This is a genomic window from Thauera sp. JM12B12, from assembly GCF_039614725.1.
Taxonomy (GTDB): Bacteria; Pseudomonadota; Gammaproteobacteria; order Burkholderiales; family Rhodocyclaceae; genus Thauera.
The window spans coordinates 2450963-2477090 of sequence record NZ_CP154859.1 but is presented as its reverse complement, the minus strand read 5'-3'; the positions used below and the strand labels follow the sequence as shown (position 1 = coordinate 2477090).

The 26128-nt window shown below is 68.4% G+C and carries 25 protein-coding genes and 4 tRNA genes; 10 read left to right on the top strand and 19 right to left on the bottom strand.

Annotated elements, in window-relative coordinates; all coding sequences use genetic code 11:
- Nucleotides 1-156: 156 nt before the first annotated feature.
- Nucleotides 157-1812, bottom strand: a complete 1656-nt coding sequence (gene pgi / locus AAG895_RS11090) for a glucose-6-phosphate isomerase (protein ID WP_345795279.1) — start codon at nt 1810-1812, stop codon at nt 157-159.
- A gap of 169 nt (nt 1813-1981) precedes the next feature.
- On the opposite strand from pgi, the gene pgsA reads away from it, so the two are divergent.
- From pgsA to AAG895_RS11065, 5 genes are all read left to right on the top strand, one after another.
- The gene (gene pgsA / locus AAG895_RS11085) at nt 1982-2557 is read left to right on the top strand and encodes a CDP-diacylglycerol--glycerol-3-phosphate 3-phosphatidyltransferase (RefSeq protein WP_345792071.1); all 576 of its coding nucleotides are present in this window, start codon (nt 1982-1984) and stop codon (nt 2555-2557) included.
- Between the two features lie 161 nt (nt 2558-2718).
- A tRNA-Gly gene (locus tag AAG895_RS11080) sits at nt 2719-2794 on the top strand.
- A 73-nt stretch (nt 2795-2867) separates the two neighbouring features.
- Nucleotides 2868-2941: transfer RNA gene (locus tag AAG895_RS11075), tRNA-Cys, on the top strand.
- A 69-nt stretch (nt 2942-3010) separates the two neighbouring features.
- A tRNA-Gly gene (locus tag AAG895_RS11070) sits at nt 3011-3086 on the top strand.
- Between the two features lie 109 nt (nt 3087-3195).
- Entirely contained in the window at nt 3196-4374 is a 1179-nt protein-coding gene (locus AAG895_RS11065; protein WP_345792070.1) for an alkaline phosphatase family protein, read from the top strand.
- Nucleotides 4375-4431: 57 nt separating this feature from the next.
- On the opposite strand, the gene AAG895_RS11060 is transcribed toward AAG895_RS11065, so the two are convergent.
- From AAG895_RS11060 to AAG895_RS11010, 11 genes are all read right to left on the bottom strand, one after another.
- Nucleotides 4432-4875 carry a DUF1178 family protein gene (locus AAG895_RS11060; RefSeq protein ID WP_345792069.1) on the bottom strand — a complete coding sequence of 148 codons (444 nt, stop codon included), beginning with the start codon at nt 4873-4875 and terminating at the stop codon, nt 4432-4434.
- 84 nt (nt 4876-4959) lie between these two features.
- A tRNA-Leu gene (locus tag AAG895_RS11055) sits at nt 4960-5044 on the bottom strand.
- 9 nt (nt 5045-5053) lie between these two features.
- Entirely contained in the window at nt 5054-5314 is a 261-nt protein-coding gene (gene minE, locus AAG895_RS11050; protein WP_345792068.1) for a cell division topological specificity factor MinE, read from the bottom strand.
- Nucleotide 5315: 1 nt separating this feature from the next.
- Entirely contained in the window at nt 5316-6128 is an 813-nt protein-coding gene (gene minD, locus AAG895_RS11045) for a septum site-determining protein MinD (protein ID WP_345792067.1), read from the bottom strand.
- 31 nt (nt 6129-6159) lie between these two features.
- Nucleotides 6160-6930, bottom strand: a complete 771-nt coding sequence (minC, locus tag AAG895_RS11040; protein ID WP_345792066.1) for a septum site-determining protein MinC — start codon at nt 6928-6930, stop codon at nt 6160-6162.
- Nucleotides 6931-7037: 107 nt separating this feature from the next.
- On the bottom strand, nt 7038-7901 hold the full coding sequence (locus AAG895_RS11035; protein WP_345792065.1) for an Hsp33 family molecular chaperone HslO: 864 nt from the start codon (nt 7899-7901) through the stop codon (nt 7038-7040).
- A 36-nt stretch (nt 7902-7937) separates the two neighbouring features.
- Nucleotides 7938-8291, bottom strand: coding sequence for an ArsC family reductase (locus tag AAG895_RS11030; RefSeq protein ID WP_345792064.1), 354 nt, complete (start codon nt 8289-8291; stop codon nt 7938-7940).
- Between the two features lie 63 nt (nt 8292-8354).
- Complete coding sequence (locus AAG895_RS11025) at nt 8355-10709, bottom strand: Tex family protein (RefSeq protein ID WP_345792063.1); 2355 nt, start codon at nt 10707-10709, stop codon at nt 8355-8357.
- A gap of 92 nt (nt 10710-10801) precedes the next feature.
- The gene (locus AAG895_RS11020) at nt 10802-11650 is read right to left on the bottom strand and encodes a D-hexose-6-phosphate mutarotase (protein ID WP_345792062.1); all 849 of its coding nucleotides are present in this window, start codon (nt 11648-11650) and stop codon (nt 10802-10804) included.
- A 3-nt stretch (nt 11651-11653) separates the two neighbouring features.
- Nucleotides 11654-14341, bottom strand: coding sequence for a GNAT family N-acetyltransferase (locus tag AAG895_RS11015; protein ID WP_345792061.1), 2688 nt, complete (start codon nt 14339-14341; stop codon nt 11654-11656).
- Nucleotides 14342-14522: 181 nt separating this feature from the next.
- The gene (locus AAG895_RS11010; protein ID WP_345792060.1) at nt 14523-15791 is read right to left on the bottom strand and encodes an ATP-binding protein; all 1269 of its coding nucleotides are present in this window, start codon (nt 15789-15791) and stop codon (nt 14523-14525) included.
- Nucleotides 15792-16193: 402 nt separating this feature from the next.
- Here AAG895_RS11010 and AAG895_RS11005 point away from each other — a divergent pair, with 402 nt between their 5' ends.
- Entirely contained in the window at nt 16194-16736 is a 543-nt protein-coding gene (locus AAG895_RS11005; RefSeq protein ID WP_345795278.1) for a methyltransferase domain-containing protein, read from the top strand.
- 24 nt (nt 16737-16760) lie between these two features.
- Here the strand turns inward: AAG895_RS11005 and mnmH are convergent, their stop codons facing one another.
- Nucleotides 16761-17807, bottom strand: a complete 1047-nt coding sequence (gene mnmH / locus AAG895_RS11000; RefSeq protein ID WP_345792059.1) for a tRNA 2-selenouridine(34) synthase MnmH — start codon at nt 17805-17807, stop codon at nt 16761-16763.
- A gap of 58 nt (nt 17808-17865) precedes the next feature.
- On the opposite strand from mnmH, the gene selD reads away from it, so the two are divergent.
- Entirely contained in the window at nt 17866-18906 is a 1041-nt protein-coding gene (selD, locus tag AAG895_RS10995; RefSeq protein ID WP_345792058.1) for a selenide, water dikinase SelD, read from the top strand.
- Nucleotides 18907-18912: 6 nt separating this feature from the next.
- Here selD and AAG895_RS10990 read toward each other — a convergent pair whose 3' ends face one another.
- A complete protein-coding gene (locus tag AAG895_RS10990; protein ID WP_345795277.1) occupies nt 18913-19584 on the bottom strand; it encodes an arylesterase in 672 nt (223 codons plus the stop codon).
- Between AAG895_RS10990 and AAG895_RS10985 the strand changes: the two genes are divergently transcribed.
- A complete protein-coding gene (locus tag AAG895_RS10985) occupies nt 19568-20278 on the top strand; it encodes an ABC transporter ATP-binding protein (RefSeq protein ID WP_345795276.1) in 711 nt (236 codons plus the stop codon). The two genes, AAG895_RS10990 and AAG895_RS10985, sit on opposite strands and share 17 nt — an antisense overlap.
- Nucleotides 20279-20390: 112 nt before the next feature.
- Here AAG895_RS10985 and serB read toward each other — a convergent pair whose 3' ends face one another.
- The 4 genes from serB to AAG895_RS10965 form a co-directional block, all read right to left on the bottom strand.
- Nucleotides 20391-21224, bottom strand: coding sequence for a phosphoserine phosphatase SerB (gene serB, locus AAG895_RS10980; protein ID WP_345792057.1), 834 nt, complete (start codon nt 21222-21224; stop codon nt 20391-20393).
- Nucleotides 21221-22300: a 3-deoxy-7-phosphoheptulonate synthase gene (locus tag AAG895_RS10975; RefSeq protein ID WP_345792056.1), complete on the bottom strand. Its 1080-nt coding sequence runs from the start codon at nt 22298-22300 to the stop codon at nt 21221-21223. The genes serB and AAG895_RS10975 overlap by 4 nt, the downstream gene beginning before the upstream one ends.
- A gap of 175 nt (nt 22301-22475) precedes the next feature.
- Complete coding sequence (locus AAG895_RS10970) at nt 22476-22820, bottom strand: diacylglycerol kinase (protein WP_345792055.1); 345 nt, start codon at nt 22818-22820, stop codon at nt 22476-22478.
- Entirely contained in the window at nt 22817-23494 is a 678-nt protein-coding gene (locus tag AAG895_RS10965; RefSeq protein WP_345792054.1) for a phosphatase PAP2 family protein, read from the bottom strand. The genes AAG895_RS10970 and AAG895_RS10965 overlap by 4 nt, the downstream gene beginning before the upstream one ends.
- Before the next feature lie 345 nt (nt 23495-23839).
- Here AAG895_RS10965 and AAG895_RS10960 point away from each other — a divergent pair, with 345 nt between their 5' ends.
- Together AAG895_RS10960 and AAG895_RS10955 are read left to right on the top strand one after the other, a co-directional pair.
- A complete protein-coding gene (locus tag AAG895_RS10960) occupies nt 23840-24409 on the top strand; it encodes a DNA-3-methyladenine glycosylase I (RefSeq protein WP_345792053.1) in 570 nt (189 codons plus the stop codon).
- A 54-nt stretch (nt 24410-24463) separates the two neighbouring features.
- Complete coding sequence (locus AAG895_RS10955) at nt 24464-25093, top strand: LysE family translocator (RefSeq protein ID WP_345792052.1); 630 nt, start codon at nt 24464-24466, stop codon at nt 25091-25093.
- Between the two features lie 68 nt (nt 25094-25161).
- Here the strand turns inward: AAG895_RS10955 and corA are convergent, their stop codons facing one another.
- Complete coding sequence (gene corA / locus AAG895_RS10950; protein ID WP_345792051.1) at nt 25162-26127, bottom strand: magnesium/cobalt transporter CorA; 966 nt, start codon at nt 26125-26127, stop codon at nt 25162-25164.
- Nucleotide 26128: the final 1 nt, after the last annotated feature.

The window sequence follows — 26128 nt, the reverse complement described above, 5'->3', positions numbered from 1 at the left end:
GATCTCGGGCAGCGGCACGCCTGACGGCGCACCCTGTGGGCGGCCACTGCGGCGCCAGGCGCTGCCAGCAGGCTGCCAGCGCGGTCAGGATGGCAGAGAAACTCGGAATGCTGGCGGCGCTGGTGCGTGTCCCGCTCGCGGGGCCAGCGTGAAAGCTCAGCAGGCGAGCTGCGCGCGATAACGTTCGATCAGGCCGCGGGTGCTGCCGTCGTGCGCCTCCGAAGCCACCGCAGGGGTGGCCGGATCGAGCTCGTCGAGCACGCGTGCGGCGAGCTGCTTGCCGAGCTCCACGCCCCATTGGTCGAAGCTGTTGACACCCCAGATCGCGCCCTGCACGAAGGTGCGGTGCTCATAGGCGGCGATCAGCGCGCCGAGCGTGCGGGGGTCGAGGCGCTCGAGCAGCAGCACGTTGCTCGGCCGGTTGCCGCCGAACACGCGATGGGGAAGCAGTTCCCGGATACGCTCCTCGGGCAGGCCGGCTGCCCGCATCTCGCCTTCGGCTTCGGCAGCCGTGCGGCCGCGCATCAGGGCTTCGGCCTGGGCTACGAGGTTGGCGAAGGCGATGCGGTGCAGGCCTTCATCCGCTCGCCCGGGTTCGAGCACGCCGATGAAGTCCACGGCGACTTTCTGCGTCCCCTGGTGGAGGAGCTGGAAGTATGCATGCTGGCCGTTGATGCCTTGCTCGCCCCACAGGATCGGGCTCGTGGGGCAGGGTACCGCGCTGCCGTCGAGGCGCACGGACTTGCCATTGGACTCCATGTCGAGCTGCTGGAGGTAGGCCGGGAGACGGTGCAGGCGCTGGTGGTAGGGTGCGATGAGTTGGCTCGGCAACTCGAGGAAGTTGACGTTCCAGATACCGCACAGCGCCATCAGCACGGGCAGGTTGGCCGCCAGCGGTGCGCTGCGGAAGTGCTCGTCCATCGCATGCGCGCCGGCGAGCAGAGCGTCGAAACGCTCCGGTCCGATTGCGACCATGATGGGCAGGCCGATTGCGCTCCACAGCGAAAAGCGTCCGCCGACCCAGTCCCAGAAGCCGAACATGTTGGCGGGATCGATGCCGAAGGCCGCGACCGCGGCGGCACTGGTCGATACCGCCACGAAGTGGCGCGCGACCGCCTCCGCCGACCCCGCATGGTGGATCAGCCATGCGCGCGCGGCGCGGGCGTTCGCCAGCGTTTCCTGGGTGGTGAAGGTCTTCGATGCGACGATGAAGAGCGTGGTCTCGGGGCGACAGCCGCGCAGCACGTCTCCAATCTGGACGCCATCGACGTTGGAGACGAAATGCATGCGCAGCCGTGGGTGGGCCTGGTCGCGCAGCGCCTCGCACACCATGGCCGGCCCGAGGTCCGAGCCGCCGATGCCGATATTGACCACGTCGGTGATCGGATTGCCGCCATGACCGAGCCAGGTCCCGTCCCGCAAGCGCTCGGCGAATGCGCGCATGCGCCGGCGCACCGCGTGCACCTCGGCGGCGATGTCCACCCCATCGACCATCCATTCGCGTCCCGGCGGAGCGCGCAGGGCCATGTGCAACACGGCGCGGTCCTCGGTGGCGTTCAGGTGCGCGCCGGCGAACAGGGCGGCGGTGCGCGCGGGCAGATCCGCCTCGGCCGCCAGCCTCAACAGCAATGCCAGCGACTCGGCGCACAGCAGGTTCTTGGAGTAGTCGAGGGTGATGCCGCAGGCACTCGCCTGCATGCGGCGGGCTCGCTCGGGGTCGGTACGGAACAGGGTGCGCAGGTCGGTGCCGAGGAGGGCGTCGCGCCGGGCCTTAAGCGCAGGCCAGGCGGACGATTGCAGGAGGTCGTGCATCACGGGAGGGCTTGGCGAAAAATGCAGTGGGGGTGCGCGGCGCGGGTGGAATTGCATGCGTGATGTTACAGACTGCCAGGGGGGCTGTGTGCACGGCCCCCGCGAGCCGAGCGGACCCGCCACTGAGATATACTCGGCGCTTCCTGAATCACGCGAGTTGCGCCGAGGCATGCCGCTCAATATTCCGAATGCGCTGACCTGGGCGCGCATCGTCCTGATCCCGATCTTCGTCGGCATGTTCTACCTGCCTGAGGCGCTGATGGGGGCGCAGACGAAGAACCTCGTCGCCACGCTCATCTTCGTCGTGGCTGCCGTCACCGACTGGTTCGACGGCTACCTTGCGCGCGCGCTCGGCCAGACCTCCGCTTTCGGCGCGTTCCTGGATCCGGTTGCCGACAAGCTGATGGTGGCGGCGGCGCTGATCCTCCTCGTCCAGCTGTCGCGTGTGGACGCGCTGATCGCGGTGGTCATCATCGGGCGCGAGATCACGATCTCCGCGCTCCGTGAATGGATGGCGCGCGTCGGGCAGTCGGCGAGCGTGGCAGTGGCCTACGTCGGCAAGCTCAAGACGGCGGCGCAGATGGTTGCGATCCCGATGCTGCTCTTCAACGCGCCGATCTACGGTGTCGACATGCGCATGTTCGGCAACATCCTGATCTATGTCGCCGCGGCACTGACCCTGTGGTCGATGGGCTATTACCTGCACCGGGCCATGCCCTTGCTGCAGGGAAAGCTCGGGCAATAGGGTTCGCGGCGCACCGCGCCCGGCAGGAAGGCGAACGGTGGTGGCAACGGCCGCCGAACCGGTCCCGGTCAAGTGTTCTCACGCGGCGATCCGCTGCCTTGCATGGCCTCAAAAGAGGTTGACGATCAGAAAATTTTGCCTATAATGGCGGTCTTTCCCGAGCGGGAATAGCTCAGTTGGTAGAGCGCAACCTTGCCAAGGTTGAGGTCGCGAGTTCGAGACTCGTTTCCCGCTCCAAAGAATTCGACGATCGGGCGTCAGCCCGATCCGGAGGCTCCAGCAGCGCGGAGCAACCGGCCGAAAAGGTCGTGGCGCGATGGCAGAGTGGTTATGCAGCGGCCTGCAAAGCCGTGTACCCCGGTTCGATTCCGAGTCGCGCCTCCAGCAGTAAAGTGGTTTTGCAGTATTGCGGCAGGGTAGGGAACTTGATATAGTTCGCGCCCTGTCGGCAAAGCGGGAATAGCTCAGTTGGTAGAGCGCAACCTTGCCAAGGTTGAGGTCGCGAGTTCGAGACTCGTTTCCCGCTCCAGAACAAGCAGCCGGATGAGTACAATGTGCTCATCCGGCTTTTTTGTCTGATGCGCCCGGGCGTTGATGCGTTGCGTCACGGGCGCACGCCGGCCCACGCTTGCGCCGCCATGCTCGACATCCAGTTTCCCCTGCCTGCTGACGCCATCCTGCCGGACTACGGCGAGGGGGGGCTGTTCGGGCTCGCCGCGAGTCTGCGGCACTGGCTCCACTCGCCCGAAGCCGGCTGGGCGGCAGGCGAGATCGCAGACGGTGAACGGGCGCTGGTCGTCCTGCTCGTGATCGATGGCCTCGGCGATCGTTTCCTGCGCACGGCAGGGAGGGGCTCCGCGCTCGAGGCGGCGCGCAGGGCTACTTTGACGTCGGTGTGTCCGAGCACGACGGCGAGCGCAGTGACCACGTTGTTGACCGGAGTGGCTCCGGCATCGCACGGTCTCAACGGCTGGTTCATCCACGACCGGCGCTTCGGCGGGGTGATCGCCCCGCTGCCGCTCACGCAGCGGGGCGGACCGCCGGTCGAGGCCTTTCGCCTGCTGCCGCGCCTGTATCCGGTTGCGCCGATGTTTCACCACGCGTGTCGCCCGGTGAATCTGGTATCGCCCGCCGATATCGCCTTCTCGCGCTTCAGCCTGCATCATGCCCGCGGCGCCCATATCGAGCCCTACATGGGGCTGGAGGATTTCGGTGCCGCCATCCTTGCGATGGCCGATGCGCTCAGGACCAGCGGGGGGCTCATTCACGCCTACTACCCGGTCTTCGACGCCCTCAGCCATCTCCATGGCAGCCGTTCGGCCGAGGCGCTGCGCTGTTTCTCGCGCGTCGATGATCTCTTCCGTCGGCTGCAGCACGCCCTGGCGGGGCGCGACGTGCGCCTGATGGTGACGGCCGATCACGGTTTTACGGATTCGAGTCCTGAGCGCTGCATTGACCTGCCGTCAGACGGCGAGGTCGCGGCGATGCTCGCCGCGCCGTTGTTCGGCGAAAGAAGGCTGGCATTCTGCCGGGTACGCGAAGGTGCGAAGTGCGAGTTCGAGGCCTGGGCGCGCGAGCACCTTCCCGGCAAGGCCGCGCTCGTTCCGGGCGACGCGTTTCTCGGTTCAGGTCTGCTTGGCCCGGGGCGGCCGCATGCGCGCCTCGCCGAACGGGTGGGCAGCCATGTGCTGCTGATGGAACCAGGATGGACGATCGTCGATCACGTCGAGGGTGAGGTTGCGCATGAAATGATCGGGGTCCATGGCGGCCTGAGCGCGGACGAGATGCTGGTTCCGCTGGCCTTGGTGCGGACGTGATCGGCGCTGTGGCGGGTCGCTAGCCCCGTGGGGCCGTTGCGCGAGTGCGTGCGCGGCTCAATGCGCGTTCTCGTCCGGCGGCACCGGGAGGACGACGATGCCCTCGTCGAGGAGTTCCGCGATGTCGTCCCGGGAGGCGGCACCACGGATGTCGCGTGCCTCGGCGTCACCGTGGTGGATCCGGCGAGCCTCCTCGGCCAGGCGATCGCCCACGTCCTCGGCCTTGCGCGCCATTTCGCGCAGGGCGCCCACGACCTGGGCGACGACTTGAGACGGCAGGGCCGGGGCAGCGTGCGAGGTGTCGTAGGCCGCCGGGGGCTTGGGCGCAGGCGCGCTCCGCGTGAGGACATAAGGCGCGCTTGGAAGCCGCTGAACCCGTGTGTCGCCGCATGAGGGACAGGCGACCAGGCCACCCGCGAGCTGGGATTCGAAGTCCGCGCTGGAGGCGAACCAGCCCTCGAAGCGATGCGCGTTGGTGCAGGAGAGATCGAGGACGATCATGCAGCGCGGAGTCGGGTCGCGGAGGCGGTGCGCCGGCAGCGCACGGGAGCCGGCATCACCCTGCCAGAGGGGGCGAAGCCAAGCTGGTGCCCGGAGCGGGGATCGAACCCGCACGGCTTGCGCCGAGGGATTTTAAGTCCCTTGTGTCTACCAGTTTCACCATCCGGGCGGGTCGGCTTCAGCGGTTCTGCTCCGGCAGCACAATGTTCACCTCGAGCACCTCCATGTTGTCCTGCTTGTCGAGGTGTACCTTGATGTCGTCCGGATTGACCGCGACATACTTCGAGATGACCTCGATCAGCTCGCGCTGGAGCGCAGGCAGGAAGTCGGCGGTGGTACTGCCGCCCGCTCGCTCGTGGGCGATGAGCAGGGACAGACGGTTCTTGGCGATCTCCGCGGTCTTCTTCTTTTCGCCGAAGAGGCGGGCGAGGAAGGACATGTCACTTGCCTCCGAACAGGCGCTTGATGAGGCCGGGCTTCTCGTAGCTCACGTAGCGCAGCGGGCGGTCCTCGCCGAGGAAGCGGCTGACGACGTCGGCGTAGGCTTCGGCGACGTCCGTACCCTTGAGGTGGATCGCCGGCGTGCCCTGGTTGGAGGCGTGGAGCACCGATTCCGATTCGGGGATCACGCCGATCAGCGGCACGCGAAGCAGCTCCTGCACGTCCTTGTACGAGAGCATCTCGCCGTCCTCGACGCGCTTCGGGGAGTAGCGCGTGATCAGGAGATGTTCCTTGACCGGTTCGCCACCTTCGCGGGCGCGCTTCGACTTGCTTTGCAGGATGCCGAGAATGCGATCGGAGTCGCGCACGGAGGAAACTTCGGGGTTGGTCGTGACGACCGCCTCGTCGGCGAAGGTCAGCGCCATCACCGCGCCGCGCTCGATGCCGGCCGGGGAGTCGCACACCACGTAATCGAAGCCCATGTGCTCAAGCTCCTGCAGCACTTTCTCCACGCCATCCTCGGTGAGCGCATCCTTGTCGCGCGTCTGCGACGCCGGGAGGATGAAGAGGTTGTCGCAGTGCTTGTCCTTGATCAGGGCCTGGTTGAGCCGGGCCTCGCCGTTGACCACGTTCACCAGGTCGTACACCACGCGGCGTTCGCAGCCCATGATGAGGTCGAGGTTGCGCAGGCCGACGTCGAAGTCGATGACCGCGGTCTTGAAGCCGCGCAAGGCGAGCCCCGAGGCGAAGGCTGCACTGGTGGTGGTCTTGCCCACGCCGCCCTTGCCGGACGTTACAACGATGACTCTCACGGTTTCCCCTTTGTGATGCTGTGTGGCTGGCTCAGTCGAGCTTCAGCGCTTCGATGTTGAGTGTGTGTTCGGCGCCGGTCAGGCGGACGAGGGTCGGCTTGCCGGCGTAGGCCTCCGGGATGCCGCGCTCGAAGGTCCGGAAAACGCCGGCGATGGAGACGAGCTCGGGGCCGAAGTTGCTGGCCAGGATGCGCGCGCCTTGGTCGCCCTGGGCGCCGGCGATGGCGCGGCCGCGCAAGGGGCCGTAGCAGTGGATGCTGCCGTCGGCGATGACCTCCGCGCCGGGACTCACGCCACCGAGCAGCACCAGATCGGTGCCGCGGGCATAGACCTGCTGGCCTGAGCGCAGCGGACGATCGACGAACATCGTCGGCGTGGTGCTTGCTGCCGCCGGCGCCGGAGGCGCAACCGGGGCGGGTGCGGGTTCCTGGCGGGGCGCAGGGCGCGGCGCGGCGTCGGCAGGCGCCTGTGCCACGAGCTGCGCAGGATCGATGAGCGCCAGCCCGGCACGGCGCGCGACCTCGTGATGCTCGTCGGGGAGGCGGATGACGCCAATCGGCTGCAGGCGGTAGCGACGCAGCAGTGACTGCAGCCCCGACCAGTCGATGCGCGCGGGCAACTGCGAGACCGCACCGAAGTCGAGGATCACTGCCTCGCCATTGAAGAAATCGGGCATGCCGCCGAGCATCTTGTGCATCGCATCGGCCAGCGTGGTTGGCTCCGCGGCCTGCAGCACGGCAATGGTCGCGCCCAGCGTCGTGTTGCGGAACTCGATCGGGCGGACGGACGCGTTGGCGGACATGGGCTGAAGGGTCTTCAAAATCAACGAAGTGTACTGATCGGCAGGCGATCGGGCAAGCATGCTCGCGCGCCTGTCATGCGCCCGTCCGACTGGCACCGATCGCGTGTTCAGTGCAGGGTCGGCGGACGGAAGAGGGCATCGACGTCTGCCGCGTCGAAGCGATAGGTATGGTTCGAGAGGTCGTCATGAACCACGATCTCGCCATGCTCCTCGAGGACCGCGCGCACCTCCGCCTCACCGAGCGAGCGCAGCATGGTCGCGACCTTCTCCGGGTCCGCCGGCCAGTCGTGGGTCACCGGACGAGCCTCGAAGACACGCACGTTCTCCTCGGCGAACAGGCGGCGCAGGATCTCGGTGGCCTCGAGGCCGAGCAGCTCGTCCTCGCGAACGGTGTGCGCCAGTTGCTGCACGCGATCCCAGCCGTCGATGTCCTTGAGATCGGCGCCGGGCAGTTTCTGCACGAAGAGCGCCACTGCGGCGTCCGCGCTGCAGGCGAGCCAGAGACCCGCGGGCTGCTGTTCGGACTGCGCCAGGTAGTGCTCGAAGACCTCGGCGATGCTCTCGCCTTCGAGCGGCACGAGGCTCTGATATGGCTGCTCCAGCCCCTCGATGTCGAGCGAAAGCTGCAGCCGACCGTCACCGACGAGCTCGTTCAGCCCGCCGCCCCCCGGGACATCCTGCGCTTTCGCATAGCCGCGCAGGTTGAGCGTCGCGGCGCAGTCGATCACCAGCAGGCTCACCGGACCGTGACCGGTGATCTGGAAGGTCAGGCGGCCGGGCTGCTTGAGGTTGCCTGCGATCACCGTAGACACTGCGCTCATCTCGCCAAGCAGGCGGGCGACCGGCTGCGGGTAGCCGCGACCGGCCTGCATCGCTTGCCAGACATCGGTCAGGCGCACGACCGCGCCTCGGATGTCGAGGTCTTCGAGCAGGAAGCGCTGCACGTAGCTGGAGGGGAGGGTCTTGTTCATCATGGGCGTCCGGTTATTCCCGCGGGCGAGAGGGGCTCAGCCTCTGCAAAGGCGTTCGAGCGCAGCGGTGTCCAGGCCGACGAGCAGTTCGCCGTCGGGGAACTCGACGACCGGGCGACGGATCAGGCTGGGTTGCGCCTGCATCAGCGCGATCGCGCCCGCGGTATCGACGATCGCCTGCTGCTCGGGTGCGAGCTTGCGCCAGGTGGTGCCGCGCCTGTTGACGAGCGCTTCCCAGCCGAGCCGGTCGCACCAGCGCGCGAGCGTTGCGGCGTCGATGCCGGCTTTCTTGTAGTCGTGGAACTCATGCGCGACACCGGCGCCCTCGAACCAGGCAAAGGCCTTCTTCATGGTGTCGCAGTTCTTGATGCCGTATAGGGTCGGATTCATGAGAGGTCCGTGTGCTCGTTGATTCGCGTCACGCCCGCGTGCGGTCGCGCCCGATCGTCGCGCTCACTTGCTGCCGCGGGCACGGGCAAAGGCTTCGGCCAGGGCATTGCCGCCACCAGGCGCGCTCGCGCGAGCGGACGCTCTGCCGTTGGCGCGGTCGTGCTCGTTCGGACGGCGCCCGCGGCTGCCCTCGCGAACGGGCTGGCTGGGGCGGGTGTCGGCGCGCGCACCGGCTTCGCGGCGCGGCGTCTCGTCGCCCAGGCGCATGGTGAGCGCGATGCGGTGGCGCGGGATGTCGACTTCCAGCACCTTGACCTTCACCACCTGGCCCGCCTTGACCACGCTGTGCGGGTCCTTGACGAAGGTGTTCGACAGCGCCGAGATGTGCACCAGGCCGTCCTGATGCACGCCGATGTCCACGAAGGCGCCGAAGTTGGTGACGTTGGTGACCACGCCCTCGAGCAGCATGCCGGGCTGCAGGTCCTTCAGGGTCTCGACGCCCTCACGGAAGCTCGCGGTGCGGAACTCCGGGCGCGGGTCGCGGCCGGGCTTCTCGAGTTCGGCGAGGATGTCCTGCACGGTGGGCAGGCCGAAGCGCTCGTCGGTGAATTCGGCGGGCTTGAGGCTCTTCAGGAAGCTGTCGTTGCCCATCAGCTCGCGCACGCTCTTCTGCACCCTGGCGAGGATGCGCTCGACCACCGGGTAGGCCTCCGGGTGCACCGAGGAGGCGTCGAGCGGGTTGTCGCCGCTCGGGATGCGCAGGAAGCCGGCGGCCTGCTCGAAGGTCTTCGGCCCGAGGCGCGGCACCGCCTTCAGCGCGTCGCGGCTGCGGAACGGCCCCTGGGTGTTGCGGTACTCGACGATGTTGCCGGCGAGGGTGGCGTTGAGCCCCGAGATGCGCGCCAGCAGCGGCGCGGAAGCCGTGTTTACGTCCACACCGACCGCGTTCACGCAGTCCTCGACGACCGCGTCCAGGCTCTTCGCCAGCCGTCCCTGGTTAACGTCGTGCTGGTACTGGCCGACGCCGATCGACTTGGGGTCGATCTTGACCAGCTCGGCGAGCGGGTCCTGCAGGCGGCGGGCGATCGACACCGCGCCGCGCAGGCTGACGTCGAGCGTGGGGAACTCGCGCGCGGCGAGCTCGGAGGCCGAGTACACCGAGGCGCCGGCTTCCGAGACGACGATCTTGGTCAGGGCCAGTTCGGGGTAGCGCTTCATCAGCTCGGCCACCAGCGCGTCGGTCTCGCGCGAGGCGGTGCCGTTGCCGATCGCGATCAGCTCCACGGCGTGCTTCTTCGCCAGCGCGGCGATGGTGGCGATCGCGGACTCGCGGTCGCGGCGCGGCTCGAAGGGATACACGGTGGCGGTGTCCACCAGCTTGCCGGTGGCGTCCACCACCGCGACCTTGACCCCGGTGCGGATGCCCGGGTCGAGGCCGATGGTGGCGCGCGTGCCGGCGGGGGCGGCGAGCAGCAGGTCCTTGAGGTTGCGCGCGAAGACGCGGATCGCCTCTTCCTCGGCGCGCTCGCGCAGCTCGCTCATCAGCTCGAGCTCGAGATGGATGGAGATCTTCACGCTCCACGCCCAGCGCGCGGTTTCAAGCAGCCAGCGGTCGCCCGCGCGGCCCTGGTTGCGGATGCCGAAGCGCACCGCGATGCGGCCCTCGCAGGGGTGCGGGGCCTCGGGGTCGGCGCGTTCCACATCGAGCGCCAGGCGCAGCACACCCTCGTTGCGCCCGCGCAGCAGCGCCAGCGCGCGGTGCGAGGGCATGGTGGCGATCGGCTCGGCGAAGTCGAACCAGTCGCGGAACTTGGCGCCTTCGGTCTCCTTGCCTTCGATCACGCTCGCGCGCACCTGGCCGTGCTCGTGCAGGTAGGCGCGCAGCTCGCCGAGCAGGGCGGCGTCCTCGGCGAAGTGTTCCATCAGGATCTGGCGGGCGCCGTCGAGCACCGCCTTGGTGTCGGCGAAGCCGGCCTCGGCGTTGAGGTACTTCTCGGCTTCGAGCTCGGGCGTCAGGTTCGGGTCGGCGAGCAAGGCCTCGGCGAGCGGGCCGATGCCGGCCTCGCGCGCGATCTGTGCCTTGGTGCGGCGCTTGGGCTTGTAGGGCAGGTAGAGGTCTTCGAGGCGCTGCTTGGTGTCGGCATGCTCGACCTCGGCGCGCAGCTCGGCGCTGAGCTTGCCCTGTTCCTCGATCGAGGCGAGCACGGTGGCGCGGCGATCCTCGAGCTCGCGCAGGTAGCCCAGGCGCTCTTCCAGCGTGCGCAGCTGGGTGTCGTCCAGGCCGCCGGTGACTTCCTTGCGGTAGCGGGCGATGAAGGGCACGGTGGCGCCGTCGTCCAGGAGCTGGACGGCGGCCATGACCTGGCGCGGCGAGACGCCGAGCTCGTCGGCGATGCGGTGTTCGATCGGGGGGAGCATGGGGAGGACGGCGGCGGTGCGAAAAGGGAAGGGCGCGATAGTGCAGCAAGCCGCCCTCCGGGATCAACCTCGGGCGGCCGTCACGCAGGATCTCAGAGCGCGACCAGGGTCTGCCGGCCCCACCAGCTTTCGCCGGCGGGCAGGCGTACCGGCTGGCGCGCGACCGCGGCCTCGATGCAGAGCATGCGGCGGAAGCCGTCGTCGGGCAGGTCGGCGATCGCGGCGCTGCGCTCGACCCACGGATTCCACACCACCACGTCGGGGAATCCGTCGCCGTTGATGCCCAGGCTACGGTCGTATTCGCGCAGCAGCAGCGGGCGGTTGACGTCGTGATACACCCGGTCGGTCTCGGCCTCGATCACCAGCACGTCGCCGCTGTCGCGCCTGATGCGGTTGGCGTCGGTCTTGTCGCGATACTCGAAGCCATGCAGGCCCTCGATCCGCGATTCCTCCACCTCGCGCACGCCGAGATAGGTGTGCAGCGCAGCGGTGAAATCGAAGGCCTCGCCGCCGGTGTTGTCGATCTCGAGCTCGAGGTCGAGCCGGCTGTCCTCGATCAGGACCGAGAGCTCGGCGGCAAAACCATGGGGCCAGACGGCGCGCGTCGCGTCGTCATCGACGAGCCGGAGGCTGACCAGTGCGAAGTCGTCGCCCGTGCGCTCGGTGGCCAGCGTCCACCGTAGCGTGCGCGCGAAACCGTGGGCGGTGAGGGGGCCGAGGTCGGCGAACTGCGGGAAGCACACCGGGATGCCGCCGCGAATCGGCGTGCTGCCGTCGAACACCGCGCGCGGACTCAGGTACAGGCGCTCACCACCGCCCGGTGGCGACCACGACAGCACCTGGGCCCCCTGCAGGGCGACGACCGCGCGCGCGCCCGCCGCGGTGGCGAGATGCAGCGCCGGCTGCCCGTGGTGGTCGATGTGCTCGATCTTGGCCGCCATCGATCAGTCCTGCAGCGCCAGCACGCCGAGCTTGACCGAGCTGTCTTCCGGGTCGTTGCTGAGCACGAATCCAAGCTTCTGAACGAACTTGAGCATGCGCTCGTTGTTGGCGAGGAAGACGCCGTTCATGTACTGGATGCCGCGGCTGCGCGCGGTCTCGATGAGCACGCCCATCAGCTTGCGGGCGAGGCCGCGGTGCTGCCAGTCGTCGGCCACCACCACCGCGAACTCGCAGGATTCGCCGTCCGGGTTCACCGCATAGCGGCAAACGCCGATCTCGTTCTCGACGCCGTCGACAGCGAGCGTGGCGACGAAGGCCATCTCGCGGTCGTAGTCGATCTGCGTCAGGCGTGCCACCATCGCCGGCGGCAGCTCGCGCATGGTGTTCATGAACCGGTAGTACTTGGTCTCGGCAGACAGGCGGCGGACGAAATCGACCTCGAGCTCCGCATCCTCCGGCTTGATCGGACGGATCGTCACCGTGGTGCCATCGGGCACCGTCCAGGTGCTGATGAGGTGCGACGGGTAGGGATGGATCGCCATGTGGTCGTAGCGGTCGGCGGTCGGCGACACGTTGTCGACGATGATGCTGGCGTCCACCGCGACCACGCCGTTCTCGTCCACGATCAGCGGGTTGATCTCCATCTCGGTGATCCACGGCAGCTCGCAGACCATCTCCGAGATGCGCAGCAGCACCAGCTCGAGCGCATTCATGTCCACCGCGGGCATGTTGCGGAACTCGCCGAGCCGGGCGGAGATGCGCGTGGAGCGGATCATGTCGCCGACCAGGAAGCTGTTGAGCGGCGGCAGGGCGACCGCGATGTCGCGGTTGGCCTCGACCAGGTTGCCGCCCTCGCCGAAGGTGATGGCGGGGCCGAACACCGGGTCGCGCTTGACGCCGACCACCAGCTCGCGGCCGTTGCGCTTCTGGATCATGGGCTCGATGGCGATGCCGTTGATCACCGCATCGGGCTGCACGCGCTTGACCTCGTCGAGGATCTCCTGGTAGGTCGAGCGCACTGCGGCCAGGCTGCGGATGTTCAGCCGCACGCCGCCGACGTCCGACTTGTGGGCGATGCTGGGCGAGTCGATCTTCATCACGACCGGCAGGCCGATCTCGGCCGCCAGCACCATCGCCTCGGCCGCCGAGCGCGCGACCACGGTCTGGGCGATGGGGATACGGAAGGCGGCGAGCAGGGCCTTCGACTCCATCTCGTTGAGCTTCTTGCGGCGCTCGGACAGCGCCATCTCGATCACCAGGCGCGCGCTCTCGATCGAGGGCGGCGGCAGGTGCGACAGCGAGGCCGGCGTCTGCATCAGCAGCTTCTGGTTCCGGTAGTAGGCCGAGATGTGGCTGAACAGCTCGACCGCCGGCTCCGGCGTACGGAAGTTGGGGATGCCGGCGAGGTTGAACTTCTGCCGCGCCTCGGTCACCAGTTCCTCGCCCATCCAGCAGGTCACGACCGGCTTGTCGGCGGTCTTCTCGAGCTCGATCACCGCCTCGGCCACGCCGGTCGGGTTGCTCATCGCCTGCGGCGTCAGCATCACCAGCACGCCATCGACGTTCGGGCCCTCGAGCACGGCGCGCAGCGCCTTCTGGTAGCGCTCGGGATCGGCGTCGCCGAGGATGTCGATCGGGTTGCCGTGCGACCAGCCCGAGGGCAGGACGGCATTGAGCTTCTCGACCGTGCCTTCGGAGAGTTCGGCGAGCGGGATGCCGATGTCGGCCGCGCGATCGGCTGCCATGACACCCGGCCCGCCGCCGTTGGTGATGATCGCGAGGCGGTTGCCGCGCGGGCGGAAGTGCGAGAACAGCGCGTTGGCGGCCGCGAACAGCTGCCCCATGTTGTAGAGGCGGATTACGCCCGCGCGGCGCAGGGCCGCGTCGAACACCGCGTCGTCGCCCATCGGTGCGCCGCTGTGGGACAGGATCGCGCGCGAGGCGTTGGGGTGGCGGCCGGTCTTGATCAGGAGCACGGGCTTGACGCGTGCGGCGCCGCGCAACGCGCTCATGAAGCGGCGGGCGTCACGGATACCTTCGACGTAGAGGAAGATGCTCTCGGTGCGCGGGTCCGAGATCATGTATTCGAGCACCTCGCCGAAATCGATGTCCGACGAGGAACCCAGCGAGACCACCGCCGAGAAGCCGACGTTGTTGGGCTTGGCCCAGTCCAGGATGGCAGCGCACAGCGCGCCCGACTGCGAGATGAGGCCGATGCTGCCCTTGAGCGCCGACGCGTGGGCGAAGGTCGCATTCACGCCGAGCTGCGGACGCATGATGCCCAGGCAGTTCGGGCCGAGCAGGCGGATGCGGTGGCGGTGGGCAGCCTCGATCACCTGGCGCTCGAGCAGCGCGCCGCGCGGACCCGCTTCGGAGAAACCTGCGGAGAGCAGGATGGCGGCCTTGACGCCGGCGCGCCCGCAGGCGTCCATCAGCGCAGGGGCCTTCTCCGCACGAACGGCGATCACCACGAGGTCGAGGCGCTGCGGCACGTCCTCGACCGACTTGTAGCAGGCAACCCCATGCACCTTCTCGTGCTTGGGGTTGATGGCGAAGAGCTTGCCCTTGTAGCCGGCGTCGAGCATGTTGCGCATGAGCACGTTGCCGAGCGAGGACTCGCGTTCGCTGGCGCCGATGATGCCGACCGAGCGTGGTTCCAGCAGCGGTGTGAGGTAGTGCTTGTCTTTCATGATTGGAACCCGACTGACTTGTTGAATGCTGTGTGACGCTGTGTGACGAGGGGCAGGGCGCGACCGTGCGCGTCAGCCTGCTGGATCAGGTCAAAATTATACTGCGGTGCACAAACCGCCTGCGTGCGATGTGTCGCATTTTTGTCCTTGTTCTGCCTGCGGGTATCCGGAACAGTCCGGCTCACCGACCCAGGACGAAGCAGAACCGTGCGCCCGCGCCGGGCCGGGCGTCAACCCAGATTCGGCCGTCGTGGCGCTCGATGATGCGTTGCACGGTCGCCAGCCCGATACCGGTGCCGGGGAATTCGCTCTGGGCATGCAGGCGCTGGAAGGGTTTGAAGAGCTTGTCTGCGTAAGTCATATCGAATCCGGCGCCATTGTCCTCGACGCAGTACACCGTGCGCCCGCCCTCGCGGCGGGCGCCGAAGCCGATGCGGGCGTCGGGCGCGCGGCGGGTGAACTTCCACGCGTTGCGCAACAGGTTGTCCAGCAGCACATGAGCCAGCGAGGGGTCGGCGCTGGCCGTGAGGTCCCGCGTGATCTCGACCACCACCTTGCGCTCGGGTTCTTCGGCGTGCAGTTCGCGAATCACCGATTCTGCAAGCTGGGAAAGGTCGACCGTTTCGCGTCGGAGCGGCTGGCGGGTCACGCTGGCGAGGTCGATCATCGCGTCGATGAGCACCGCCATGCGCTCGGCTGCGCTGCGGATGCGCTCGAGTTGCTCGCGCTGCGCGGGTTCGAGGCGCTCGCCGGCATCGTCGGCCAGGATGCGGGCAAAGCCGTCGATCGCGCGCAGGGGGGCACGCAGGTCGTGCGACACCGAGTACGAAAAGGCTTCCAGCTCGCGGTTCGCCGCCTCGAGCTCGGCGGTGCGGGCGCGCACGCGCGCCTCGAGTTCCTGGTTGAGGTTGCGCAGGCTGAGTTCGGCGATCTTGCGTGCCGAGATGTCGTCGAGCGCCCCGGCGACCCACGCGTCGGCACCGTCCTTTTCCGTCACCCGGCAGCAGTCGACCTCGATCCAGCGGATCTCCCCGCCCCGCGTGCGCAGGCGCAGCTCGCCCGTCCAGGTCGGCAGCTCGCCGCGCAGCAGGTCGCGCAAGGCATCGCGGGCGCGGGCGCGGTCGTCGGGATGCAGGAAGTCGCACAGCGGGCGATCGCGGCTCTGTTCGAGCGTGTAGCCGGAGAGCGCGTTCCAGTAGTCGTTGAGCAGGACCAGCCGACCCTCGGTGTCGGTCCGGAAGAGCACCTGATGCACCGAGTCGACCACTTCCAGGTAGGGCGGGCGGGCGGGAGCGGGGGCGCTGACGGCGGCGCCAGCCAGCGGCGCGGGCGGGGTGGCCGCCTCGGTCGTTCCGGGCCTTTCGTGGCGGTCCGGCCTGGCGCTGCGCGCTCGCGCCGAGCGCGACCCGAGCAGGTGGCCGAGGATCAGCCCGGCGAGGAGGAGCGCCATCGAGCCGAGTGCCAAGGACCCTTCATCGGAGGCTGCCAGCGCCAGGCCGGGCATGAGCAGAAGCGCAGCGCTCGAGACGACCCGAGGGGCCGCGCAGGCGAGACGCTGGGGGATACGGTGAGCGCGGGGCTGCAGACGATCTTTCACTGGAGCGCTGCCGTGCGAAGCGATGGGTAGCGGGGACGATCGCGTCGCAGCGGGGGGCTGGCGAGAAATGAAGTGAGTCCTGTATAGCATAGTTCGCAGCCGGCAAGCACGACCGCGGCGGGCAGCGCCCCGGAGGAGGGCGCCACGCAGCCTGCCGCGCATAGAATGCGGGCTTCGATGCCAGCGGACCTACGAAGAATGTCTGACCACGCCTCCCGCAGCGGCCTGGCCGCGCCTGCCCCCCTCTCACACCCGATGGCGGCCGGTGCGGCTGCCGCACCCTCGCCATGGGTCCTGCGCTTCGCGCCGCTGATCCCGGAGGGCGCCACCGTGCTCGACTATGCCTGCGGCAGTGGCCGCCATGCGCGCGCGCTCGCCGCGCGCGGGCTGCAGGTCCATGCCGTCGATCGCGACCCGGACGCGCTTCGTCCGCTCGCGGCCGTTCCCGGCGTGCAGGCGCGGAGGCTCGAACTCGAGGACGATGACTGGCCCTTGCAGGGTGAGACCTTCGATGCGGTGGTCGTCACCAACTATCTCCATCGCGCGCGCTTCGATGCGCTGCTCGGCCTCGTGCGTGCGGGGGGCTTGTTCATCTACGAGACCTTCATGATCGGAAACGAGCGCTTCGGCAAGCCATCCAATCCGGCCTTCCTGCTGCGCCCGGGCGAGTTGCTCGAGCGTGTGGGCGCGGGCTGGACGGTGATCGCGTTCGAGCAGGGCGAAACCGCCGTGCCGCGCAGCGCCGTGGTTCAGCGCATCTGCGCGGTGAAGGCGACGACGATCCCCCGCCTCCCCTGAGCCGCCGGCGAAGCAGGCGGGCGCTCAGGGCCGGGCGAGGATGCGGGTGGCGAGGTTGCGGATGCCCGCCGCGCTCAGATCGTCCGTCTCCACCCGCAGGGCTTCGTTGTAACCGGCGTAATTGACGTTCTGCGAGCGATGGTAGAGCGGGTCGTAGTGCTGGTCGATGAGCTCGCCGAAGAGCTCGCGGAGCGCGTGTGCCGCGGCGAGCGTCTTCCAGCGCTCGAGGGTTTCGCGGCTCTGGTGTTCGCGCAGCCGGTGCAGCTTGTCCTGGAGCGCGCCGACGTCGTCGCCGAGATAGGCATAGTCGCGCACCAGGAAGTCGAGCCGGGCCTCGCGCGTGGCATCGATCAGGATGCAGCGCGCGCGTCGCATCGCCAGGATGAGCGGCTCGGGGACGAAGAGCAGGCCGATCTTTCGGCTTTCGGCCTCGACATGCACCGGGCGGGCAGGATCGAGCCGCCGCAGGCGATCCCACAATCGCGTCTCGAAGCCCTTCTGCGCCGGCTGCGGACGGTCGGGCAGGGCGCCCAATACCGAGCCCTTGTGCGCCGCCAGATCCTCCAGATCGAGCACCTGCGCACCCTGGGTCGCAAGCGCCTCGAGCACGCGCGTCTTTGCGCTTCCGGTGGGGCCGCAGACGATGCGCAGGTCCAGAGTGGGCACGATGCGCTCGATTTCGGCGATGACGTGGTGGCGAAAGGCCTTGTAGCCGCCTTCGAGCTGGCAGGCGTCCCAGCCCACCATGCGCAGCCAGGTGGCGAACGAACCGCTGCGCTGGCCACCGCGCCAGCAGTAGATCAACGGGCGCCAGTTCTTCGGCTTGTCCTGCATCGCCGCGAGCATGTGGCGGGAGATGTTTGCCGCCACCAGCGCACCGCCGAGCCGGCGGGCATCGAATGCGGACTGCTGCTTGTACAGGGTCCCGATGACGATGCGCTCCTCGTTGTCGAGCACCGGCAGGTTGATCGCCCCGGGGATGTGATCCTCGGCGAACTCGGCCGGCGTGCGCGCGTCGATGATCTCGTCAAAGCCGGACAGCTGTGCTACGGTCGCGACGCTTTTTTGCATGATGTTGACACGACGCGCGGCGCCCATTGCGCCGCGCGTCGCTTTCTCCTTCGGAAACATGAACGAAATCAGACTGACCGAATTCTCCCATGGCGGCGGCTGCGGCTGCAAAATCGCCCCTGGCGTGCTCTCCGAGCTGCTCGCCACCATGCCGGCGGGCCTGGTGCCGCCCGAGCTGCTGGTCGGCACCGACACCGCCGACGATGCCGCGGTGTTCAAGCTCAACGAGCGCCAGGCCATCGTCGCCACCACCGACTTCTTCACCCCGATCGTCGACAATCCGCGCGACTTCGGCCGCATCGCCGCCACCAATGCGCTCTCCGACGTCTACGCGATGGGTGGCACGCCCATCATGGCCCTGGCGATCGTCGGCATGCCGCTCGACAAGCTGCCGCCCGAGGTGATCGGCGAGATCCTCAAGGGCGGCGCCGAAGTCTGCCGCGACGCCGGCATCCCGATTGCGGGCGGGCATTCGATCGACGTGCTCGAGCCGATCTACGGCCTGGTCGGCCTCGGCGTGGTCGATCCGGCGCGGGTGCGCACCAATGCCGGCGCCAAGGCGGGCGACGTGCTGATCCTGACCAAGCCGCTCGGCATCGGCATCCTGTCCGCGGGCCTGAAGAAGGGCCGGCTGTCGGAAGACGGTTACGCGCAGATGATCCGCTGGACGACCACGCTCAATCGCGTCGGCGCGAAGCTCGCGGACATCGATGGCGTGCATGCGGTGACCGATGTCACCGGCTTCGGCCTCGCTGGTCACCTGCTCGAGATGTGCCGCGGCGCGTCGCTCACCGGTGCAGTGCGTTTCGCGGCCTTGCCGGTGATCGAGGAGGCGCGCGCCCTGGTGCAGGACGGCGTCGCCACCGGCGCGTCGACGCGCAACTGGGCGAGCTACGGCGCCAGCGTCACGCTCCCGGCGGACGCCCCCGAGTGGCAGCGCAAGCTCGTCACCGACCCGCAGACCTCGGGCGGACTGTTGATCGCTTGCGCCGCCGACACGGTGGACGCCGTGCAGGCCGCGATCTCAGCCGAGCAGGGCGCTCCAGGCGTGGTGATCGGCGAGATGCGCGCAGGCGCAGCGCGCGTGCTTGTCGGCTGAGAGTGCCTAGCGCCGCCGCGCCTGCGCCGTGGCGCCTGTGAGCATGGGCTGCAAGCTATGCCATACCGTATCGAGGATCAGCCCCTGGGCCTCGGCCGTCGGGTGAATACCGTCGGCCAGGAACAGCTCGGGACGGTCGGCAAAGCCTTCCATCAGGAAGGGGACGAGCGGAAGCTCCTCGCTTTCGGCCAGGTCGCGGAACACCGCGCTGAATCGGCGGGTGTAGGCCGGGCCGTAGTTCGGCGGCATCTGCATGCCAACCAGCAGCACCTGCGCGCCGGATGCGGTTGCGGCGTCGATCATCGCCTTCAGGTTGTCGGCAAGCAGTCTGGGCTGCAGTCCGCGCAGTCCGTCGTTGGCGCCGAGCTCGAGAATCACGATCGCGGGTGCGTGTTCGGCCAGCGCGGCGGGCAGGCGGGTGCGGCCGCCGGACGAGGTTTCACCGGAAACGCTGCCATTGACGACGACATGGCGGAACCCTTTGTCCTGCAGCCGCGTCTGCAACAGGGTGGGCCAGTCCTGCCCCCTGTCCAGGCCATAGCCGGCGGACAGGCTGTCGCCCCAGACGAGGATGGCCGGTGCGTCAGGGTTGCCGGCGGGCGGGGTTGCCGCGCTGGCGATGTGTGCGGCGGCGAAGAACAACAGGAAGACGAAGCGCGTGATGAATCGTAGCGGCATGGAAATCTCCAATCCGGTCATCGAGGTCGATGGCCTGTCCAAGCAGGTGCGGCTCGCCGACGGTCAGGGCGACCTCCACATTCTGCAGGACGTGAGTTTTGCGGTGGGCGCCGGCGAGTCGGTCGCGATCGTCGGCGCCTCGGGTTCGGGTAAATCGACGCTGCTGGGATTGCTTGCCGGCCTCGATGTTCCCGGGCACGGGGCCGTGCGCCTGCAGGGCATCGACCTCTTTGGCCTCGACGAGGATGCACGTGCGGCATTGCGCGGCGAGTCGATCGGTTTCGTGTTCCAGTCCTTCCAGCTCCTGCCCGCGCTCACCGCGCTGGAGAACGTCATGTTGCCGCTGGAACTGGCGGGCATGGCCGATGCGCGTGCGGTGGCCGCCCAGTGGCTGGAGCGTGTCGGTCTGGGCAGCCGCCTGCGGCACTACCCCAAACACCTGTCCGGCGGCGAGCAGCAGCGTGTTGCGCTCGCGCGCGCATTCGCGCCGAATCCGCGCGTGCTGCTGGCCGACGAGCCGACCGGCAACCTCGATGCCGAGACCGGCAAGGCGATCATCGAGCTCATGTTCTCGCTCAACCGTGAGGCGGGCACCACGCTGATCCTGGTCACCCATGACGAGTCGCTCGCGCGCCGCTGCGGGCGCGTGCTGCGCATGCAGGCCGGACGCCTGGTGGAAGAGGACGCCCGCTGAGGCGAGCGGGGCGCGCTTCGCGCGTTCGCGGGCAAGCCCGCTCCCACGGGTACCTCGAGCTCAGCGTCCGTGGGAGCGGGCGTGCCCGCGAATCGGTCGGGCCGATGAACGGTCAGCTACCGAAGATGTCGAGGATGCCGTCGAGGCCGGTGTGGTCGAGGCAGCAGTGCGCGACGTCACGCAGCACCGGCTTGGCGTGGAAGGCGACGCCGAAGCCCGCCGCGCGCAGCATCGGGATGTCGTTGGCGCCGTCGCCGGCGGCGATCACCTGCTCCGGCTTCAGGCCGAGCGCGTCGCGCACGCGCTCCAGATGGGCCGCCTTGGCCTCGCCGTCGACGATGTCGCCCACCACCTTGCCGGTGAGCTTGCCGTCGATCACCTCGAGTTCGTTGGCGTGAGCGTGATCGAAGCCGAGGCGCACCTTGAGCCGCTCGGTGAAATAGGTGAAGCCGCCCGAGACAAGCATGGTCTGGATGCCCGCGCGCTGCAGCCCCTGCAGCAGGCGCTCGGCGCCCGGATTGAGCTGGAGGCGGTGATCGAAGACCTCGGCGAGCGCGGACTCCGGCAAGCCGGCGAGCAAGCCGACGCGGCGGGTGAGCGATTCGCGGAAATCGATCTCGCCCTGCATCGCCGCCTCGGTGATCGCCGCCACCTCGCGCTTGAGGCCCTGCATGTCGGCGATTTCGTCGATGCACTCGATGTTGATCAGCGTCGAGTCCATGTCGGTGACGAAGAGACCGAAGTCGCCCAGCTTGCGCCCCTCGGGCAACCACACATGATCGAGCCCGCCCTCGGCGCAGGCGGCGACCAGGCCTTCGTGCGGCTTGGCGCCAACGAGGCGGAACGAGCGCGTGGTGATCTGCTCGATCTCGCGCGTCTCGGTGAGCTTGGCGACGTTCTTCAGCGCGACGCTGTCGACGTCGCTGGCCAGCACGACAAGGTTCATGCGCGCCGCTCCACGCGGGGCAGCACGTCACGCAGCACGGCAGCGGCGTTGCGGATCATGTCCTCGGTGGTGTCCCAGCCCACGCAGGCGTCGGTGACCGAGCAGCCGTACTTGAGCTGAGAGAGGTCGGCCGGAATCGGCTGATTGCCGGCCTCGATGTTGCTCTCGATCATCAGGCCCACCACCGACTGGTTGCCCTCGCGGATCTGGTGCATCACGTCCTTCATCACCAGAGGCTGGTATTCGGGCTTCTTCCACGAGTTGGCGTGCGAGCAGTCGACCACGATGTTCTTCGCCAGCTTGGCCTTGGCGAGCGCCTGCTCGGCGAGCGATACCGAAACCGTGTCGTAGTTGGGACGGCCGCCGCCGCCGCGCAGCACGACGTGGCCGTAGCGGTTGCCGCGGGTGCGGGTGATCGCCGACTGGCCATGGTTGTTGATGCCGAGGAAGCTGTGCGGGCTGCCTGCCGAGATGATGGCGTTGATCGCCACCTCGAGGTCGCCATCGGTGGCGTTCTTGAATCCGACCGGGGTGGACAGGCCCGAGGCCATCTCGCGGTGCGTCTGCGATTCCGAGGTGCGGGCGCCGATCGCGGTCCATGAGATGAGGTCGCCGTAGTACTGCGGCGCGATCGGGTCGAGTGCCTCGGTCGCGGTCGGCAGACCGATCTCGCATACGTCGAGCAGGAACTTGCGCGCGCGCTCCATGCCGACGTCGATGCGGAAGGAATCGTCCATGAACGGGTCGTTGATGAAGCCCTTCCAGCCGGTCGAGGTGCGCGGCTTCTCGAAATAGACGCGCATCACCAGCAGCATCGTGTCCGAAACCTCGTCGGCGAGCTTCTTCAGCCGGCGCGCATAGTCCAGGCCTGCCACCGGATCATGGATCGAGCACGGCCCGACCACCACGAACACGCGCGGATCCGTGCGATCGAGGATGTCCATCACCGCCTTGCGACCCGCCACCACCGCAGCCGCCGCGCGCTCGGTGAGCGGCACGCGCGCCTTGATCTCCTCGGGCGAGGGCATGTGGTCGAAGGCGAGGACGTTGAGGTTTTCGGTCTGGGTGAGCGGCATTGCAGGGGGCTCCGGTTGCGGCCTGGAAAGCTTGCAATTGTAGCGCCGGCGCCTGGGCATGTCGTTGCGGATTTCCGGCCTCCGGGGCGCGTGTCCGCCGCCCCGTTCGCCCATCGCGTCGCACTGCACCGACTCCGGCGCGCTGCCGCCGCTGGCCGGGCTGCCACGCGGGCGCTCAGCGCAGCACGAAAATGATCGCGACGAGGACCGCGACGATGCTGGCGAGCAGCACGGCTGCGGCGGCGACGTCCTTCACCACGCGGATCTCCGGATGCCGCTCCGGATGGAGCCGGTCGGCCAAGGCTTCGATCGCGGTGTTGAGCAACTCCGCCACGAGCACGAGGCCGACCGCCAGTGCGGCGATCGCCCACCACACCGCGGGCGGCCGCGTGAGCAGCAGCACGGCGAGCACGGCCGCGCCGGCCAGCACGTGCGTTCGCACGCTGCGCTCGCGGCTGAAGGCCAGTGCCAGACCCGAGAGCGCAAAGCCGAGGCGACGGAGCAGCCCTTGGCCCTTCACCGCTCGATCTCCTCACCCAGGTGAATCGTCTGCGCCGCAGCCCACCAGCCCAGCGCCCAGGCGGCCCCTCCGGCCCAGCCGGCGAGCACGTCGCTCGGCCAGTGCACGCCGAGATGAATCCGGCTCAGGCCGATGAGCGCGGACAGCACGAGGGCGACCGACATCAGGTAGAGCTTGAGGCGCCGCGCGGTTACGAGGCGCGCGAGGAGCGCGCCGAGCGTCAGATAGACGAGCGCCGAGAGCATCGCGTGACCGCTGGGAAAGCTCGCGCTCGTGACATAGGCGTGGTGCGCCACCAGATCGGGACGCGGACGATTGAAGGACAGCTTGAGCAGGACGCTGGCGAGCGCGCCGCTTGCGGTCGCGCCGAGCACGAACAGCGCGGTCCGCCGGCGCCGGGCGAGCAGCAGGAACAGGCAGGTCGCCGCCACGAGCAGGCCGAGCACGCCCGGGCTGCCCAGCGCAGTGATGTCGCGCGAGAACGCGTCCAGCCAGGGCGGGCCAAGGGGGTCACTTGCGTCGCCGGGTGCGCGAAACGCCATCAGGATCGCCGTGTCGATGGCGCGCGCGTCGCCCTCGACAACTTCTTCGGCGATCTCGACGAACACCCACAGCGCCGAGCTCGCCGCCAGAATGCCTCCGAGGACGCGAAGCTCGGGTCCCTCTCGTCCCATTCGCAACATGTCCTGCCTCCCTGATCACCGCGCCATGCGCCCGGGTACATGGAAATCCGCCTTGAGAGAGACCGCACCCGGTCGTCGCTCGATGCCCGACGGGTGATCGGGCTGAAGGCGACCGATGGTATCAGGATCTCCGCCACGGCCTTCGCGCGCGCCCTCGGTCAGGTCGCCATCCTCCGCAAGCGTGGGCCGCGGCTCAGGACGCGAAGCCCATGCACCTGTGCCCGCGCAGGCGCTCATGGGCTACCCTCACCGCAGGATCAACAGCCGGCTGCCGCCGGCCCGGGGCGCGCCCTCTGCACGATCAGCGCCCACCCACTTGCATGCTGGAGCCCCGCAATGACCAACCGCTGCGCCTGGTGCGGCACCGACCCGCTCTACACCGCCTACCACGACCTCGAATGGGGCGTGCCCAACCACGACGACCGCCACCTCTTCGAGATGCTGGTGCTCGAAGGCGCGCAGGCGGGGTTGAGCTGGATCACCATCCTGAGAAAGCGCGAGAACTACCGCCGCGCCTTCGCCGACTTCGATGCCGACAAGGTCGCCCGCTACACGTCGGCCGACGTGGAGCGGCTGATGGCTGACGCCGGCATCGTGCGCAACCGGCTGAAGATCGAGTCGGCGATCGCCAACGCGCGCGCCACGCTGGAGGCGCAGACGCACTTCGGCTCGCTGGACGCGCTGCTATGGAAATTCGTCGATGGCGTGCCGCGTGACGGTGGGCGGCGCTTGCTCGCGGACGTACCGGCCGAGACGGTGGAATCGAAGGCCATGAGCCGCGAACTGAAGCGACTGGGCTTCCGCTTCGTCGGGCCGACGGTGTGCTACGCCTTCATGCAGGCGGTGGGCATGGTCAATGACCATGTGGCGGATTGCTACCGCCACCGCGAGGTGAACGGGGGCTGATCCGCGCGCCGGGCGCTATACTCCGCGCCGGTTTTCACGCGCGCCGAGCCATTCATGACCGTCGAACAGAGCCTTGTCGCCTTCACCCTGGCCGCCATCGTGCTCGCGGCGACGCCCGGGATAGACACCGCACTGGTGCTGCGCATTTCCATCTCGGCCGGCGCGCGACGGGGGCTGGGCGCGGCCTTGGGCATCGCGGCGGGGTGTCTGCTGTGGGGGGCGGCGGTGGCGACCGGGCTGGGGGCGCTGCTGGCAGCGTCCGGCTCGGTATTCACCGTGGTGAAGTTCATCGGAGCGGCCTATCTGGTGTGGCAGGGTTTCGCGCTGTTGCGCAGCCGCGGCGTGCGGTCGGACGCACCGGCCCTGGTGGCGGGCGGGGAGACAGTGGGCTCGGCCTTCGCCAAGGGCTTCCTCACCAATGCCCTCAATCCGAAGGTCGGCATCTTCTACCTGACCCTGTTGCCGCAGTTCGTACCTGCCGGTGTCGGCATGGCGGGGTTCAGTTTTCTGCTCGCCGCGATCCATGTGGCGATGTCGCTGCTGTGGTTCGCGCTGCTGATCGCGCTGACCGGGCGCTCGGTGCGACTTCTGCAGAGGCCCGCGGTCGTCGCCGCGCTCGACCGCCTCACTGGCGCAGTGTTCCTGGGCTTCGGGCTGAAACTGGCGGTGTCGCAGCCCGGCTGAAGGCTGCGGGGGGCGCCGGGATCGCGACTTCCCCGTCGGCGACCTTCAGCGCTGCGGCGTTTGCCGCGCTACAGCCAGCGCGCCTTGCGGAAGCGCCACCACAGGAAGGCGCTCGCGCCGATGATGACGCCGAGCCCGGCGAAATAGCCGTACTCCCACTCCAGCTCGGGCATGTGGCTGAAGTTCATGCCCCAGATGCCGGCGAAGGCGGTGGCCACCGCGAAGATGCCGGCCCAGGCCGCCAGGCGCTTGCTGACCTCGGTCTGGTCGATGGTGACCAGCGAGATGTTCACCTGGATGGCGGTGCCGATGGTGTCGCGGATGCCGTCGAGCGAGGCGTTGATGCGCGTCAGGTGGTCGTAGACGTCGCGAAAGTAGTGCCGGCTCTTGGCGCAGACCTCGGGCACGCGTCCGCTGTGAAGCTTGCCGGCGGCTTCCAGCAGCGGCAGCACGGCGTGCTTGAGCAGGGTGACCTTGCGCTTGAGCCGGTACAGCCGGCGCATGTTCGAGTTGCCCGCGCCCTTGGTGAAGATGCGCTCCTCGAGCGCCTCGACCTCGTTCTCCAGTTTCTCGATGAGCGGGAAATAGCGGTCGACGACCGCGTCCATCAGCGCATAAAGCACGAAGCCTGCGCCCTTGGCGAGCATCTTCGGCTCACGCTCGCAGCGCGCACGCACGCCGAGGAAATCGCGCGTGCTGTTGTTGCGCACGGAGAGGATGTAGTTGGGGCCGACGAAAACATGCACCTCACCGACCTCGAGCTTGCCTTCGCGCTCCTCGATCAGGTGCATGACCACGAAGAGTTCGTCGTCGTACTCCTCGACCTTGGGGCGCTGATGGCCGTGGTTGGCGTCCTCTACGGCCAGCTCGTGCAGGCCGAACTCCTCTTTCATCACCGCGAGCTCTTCGGGCGTGGCGTCCTTGAGCGCGACCCAGACGAAGGTGTCGGGCTGCTGCAGGTAGTCGCTGATGTCCTCCACGGGGAGGTCGGCGAGCTTGCGACCGTGCTGGTAGGCGGTGCAGTTGATGAGCATG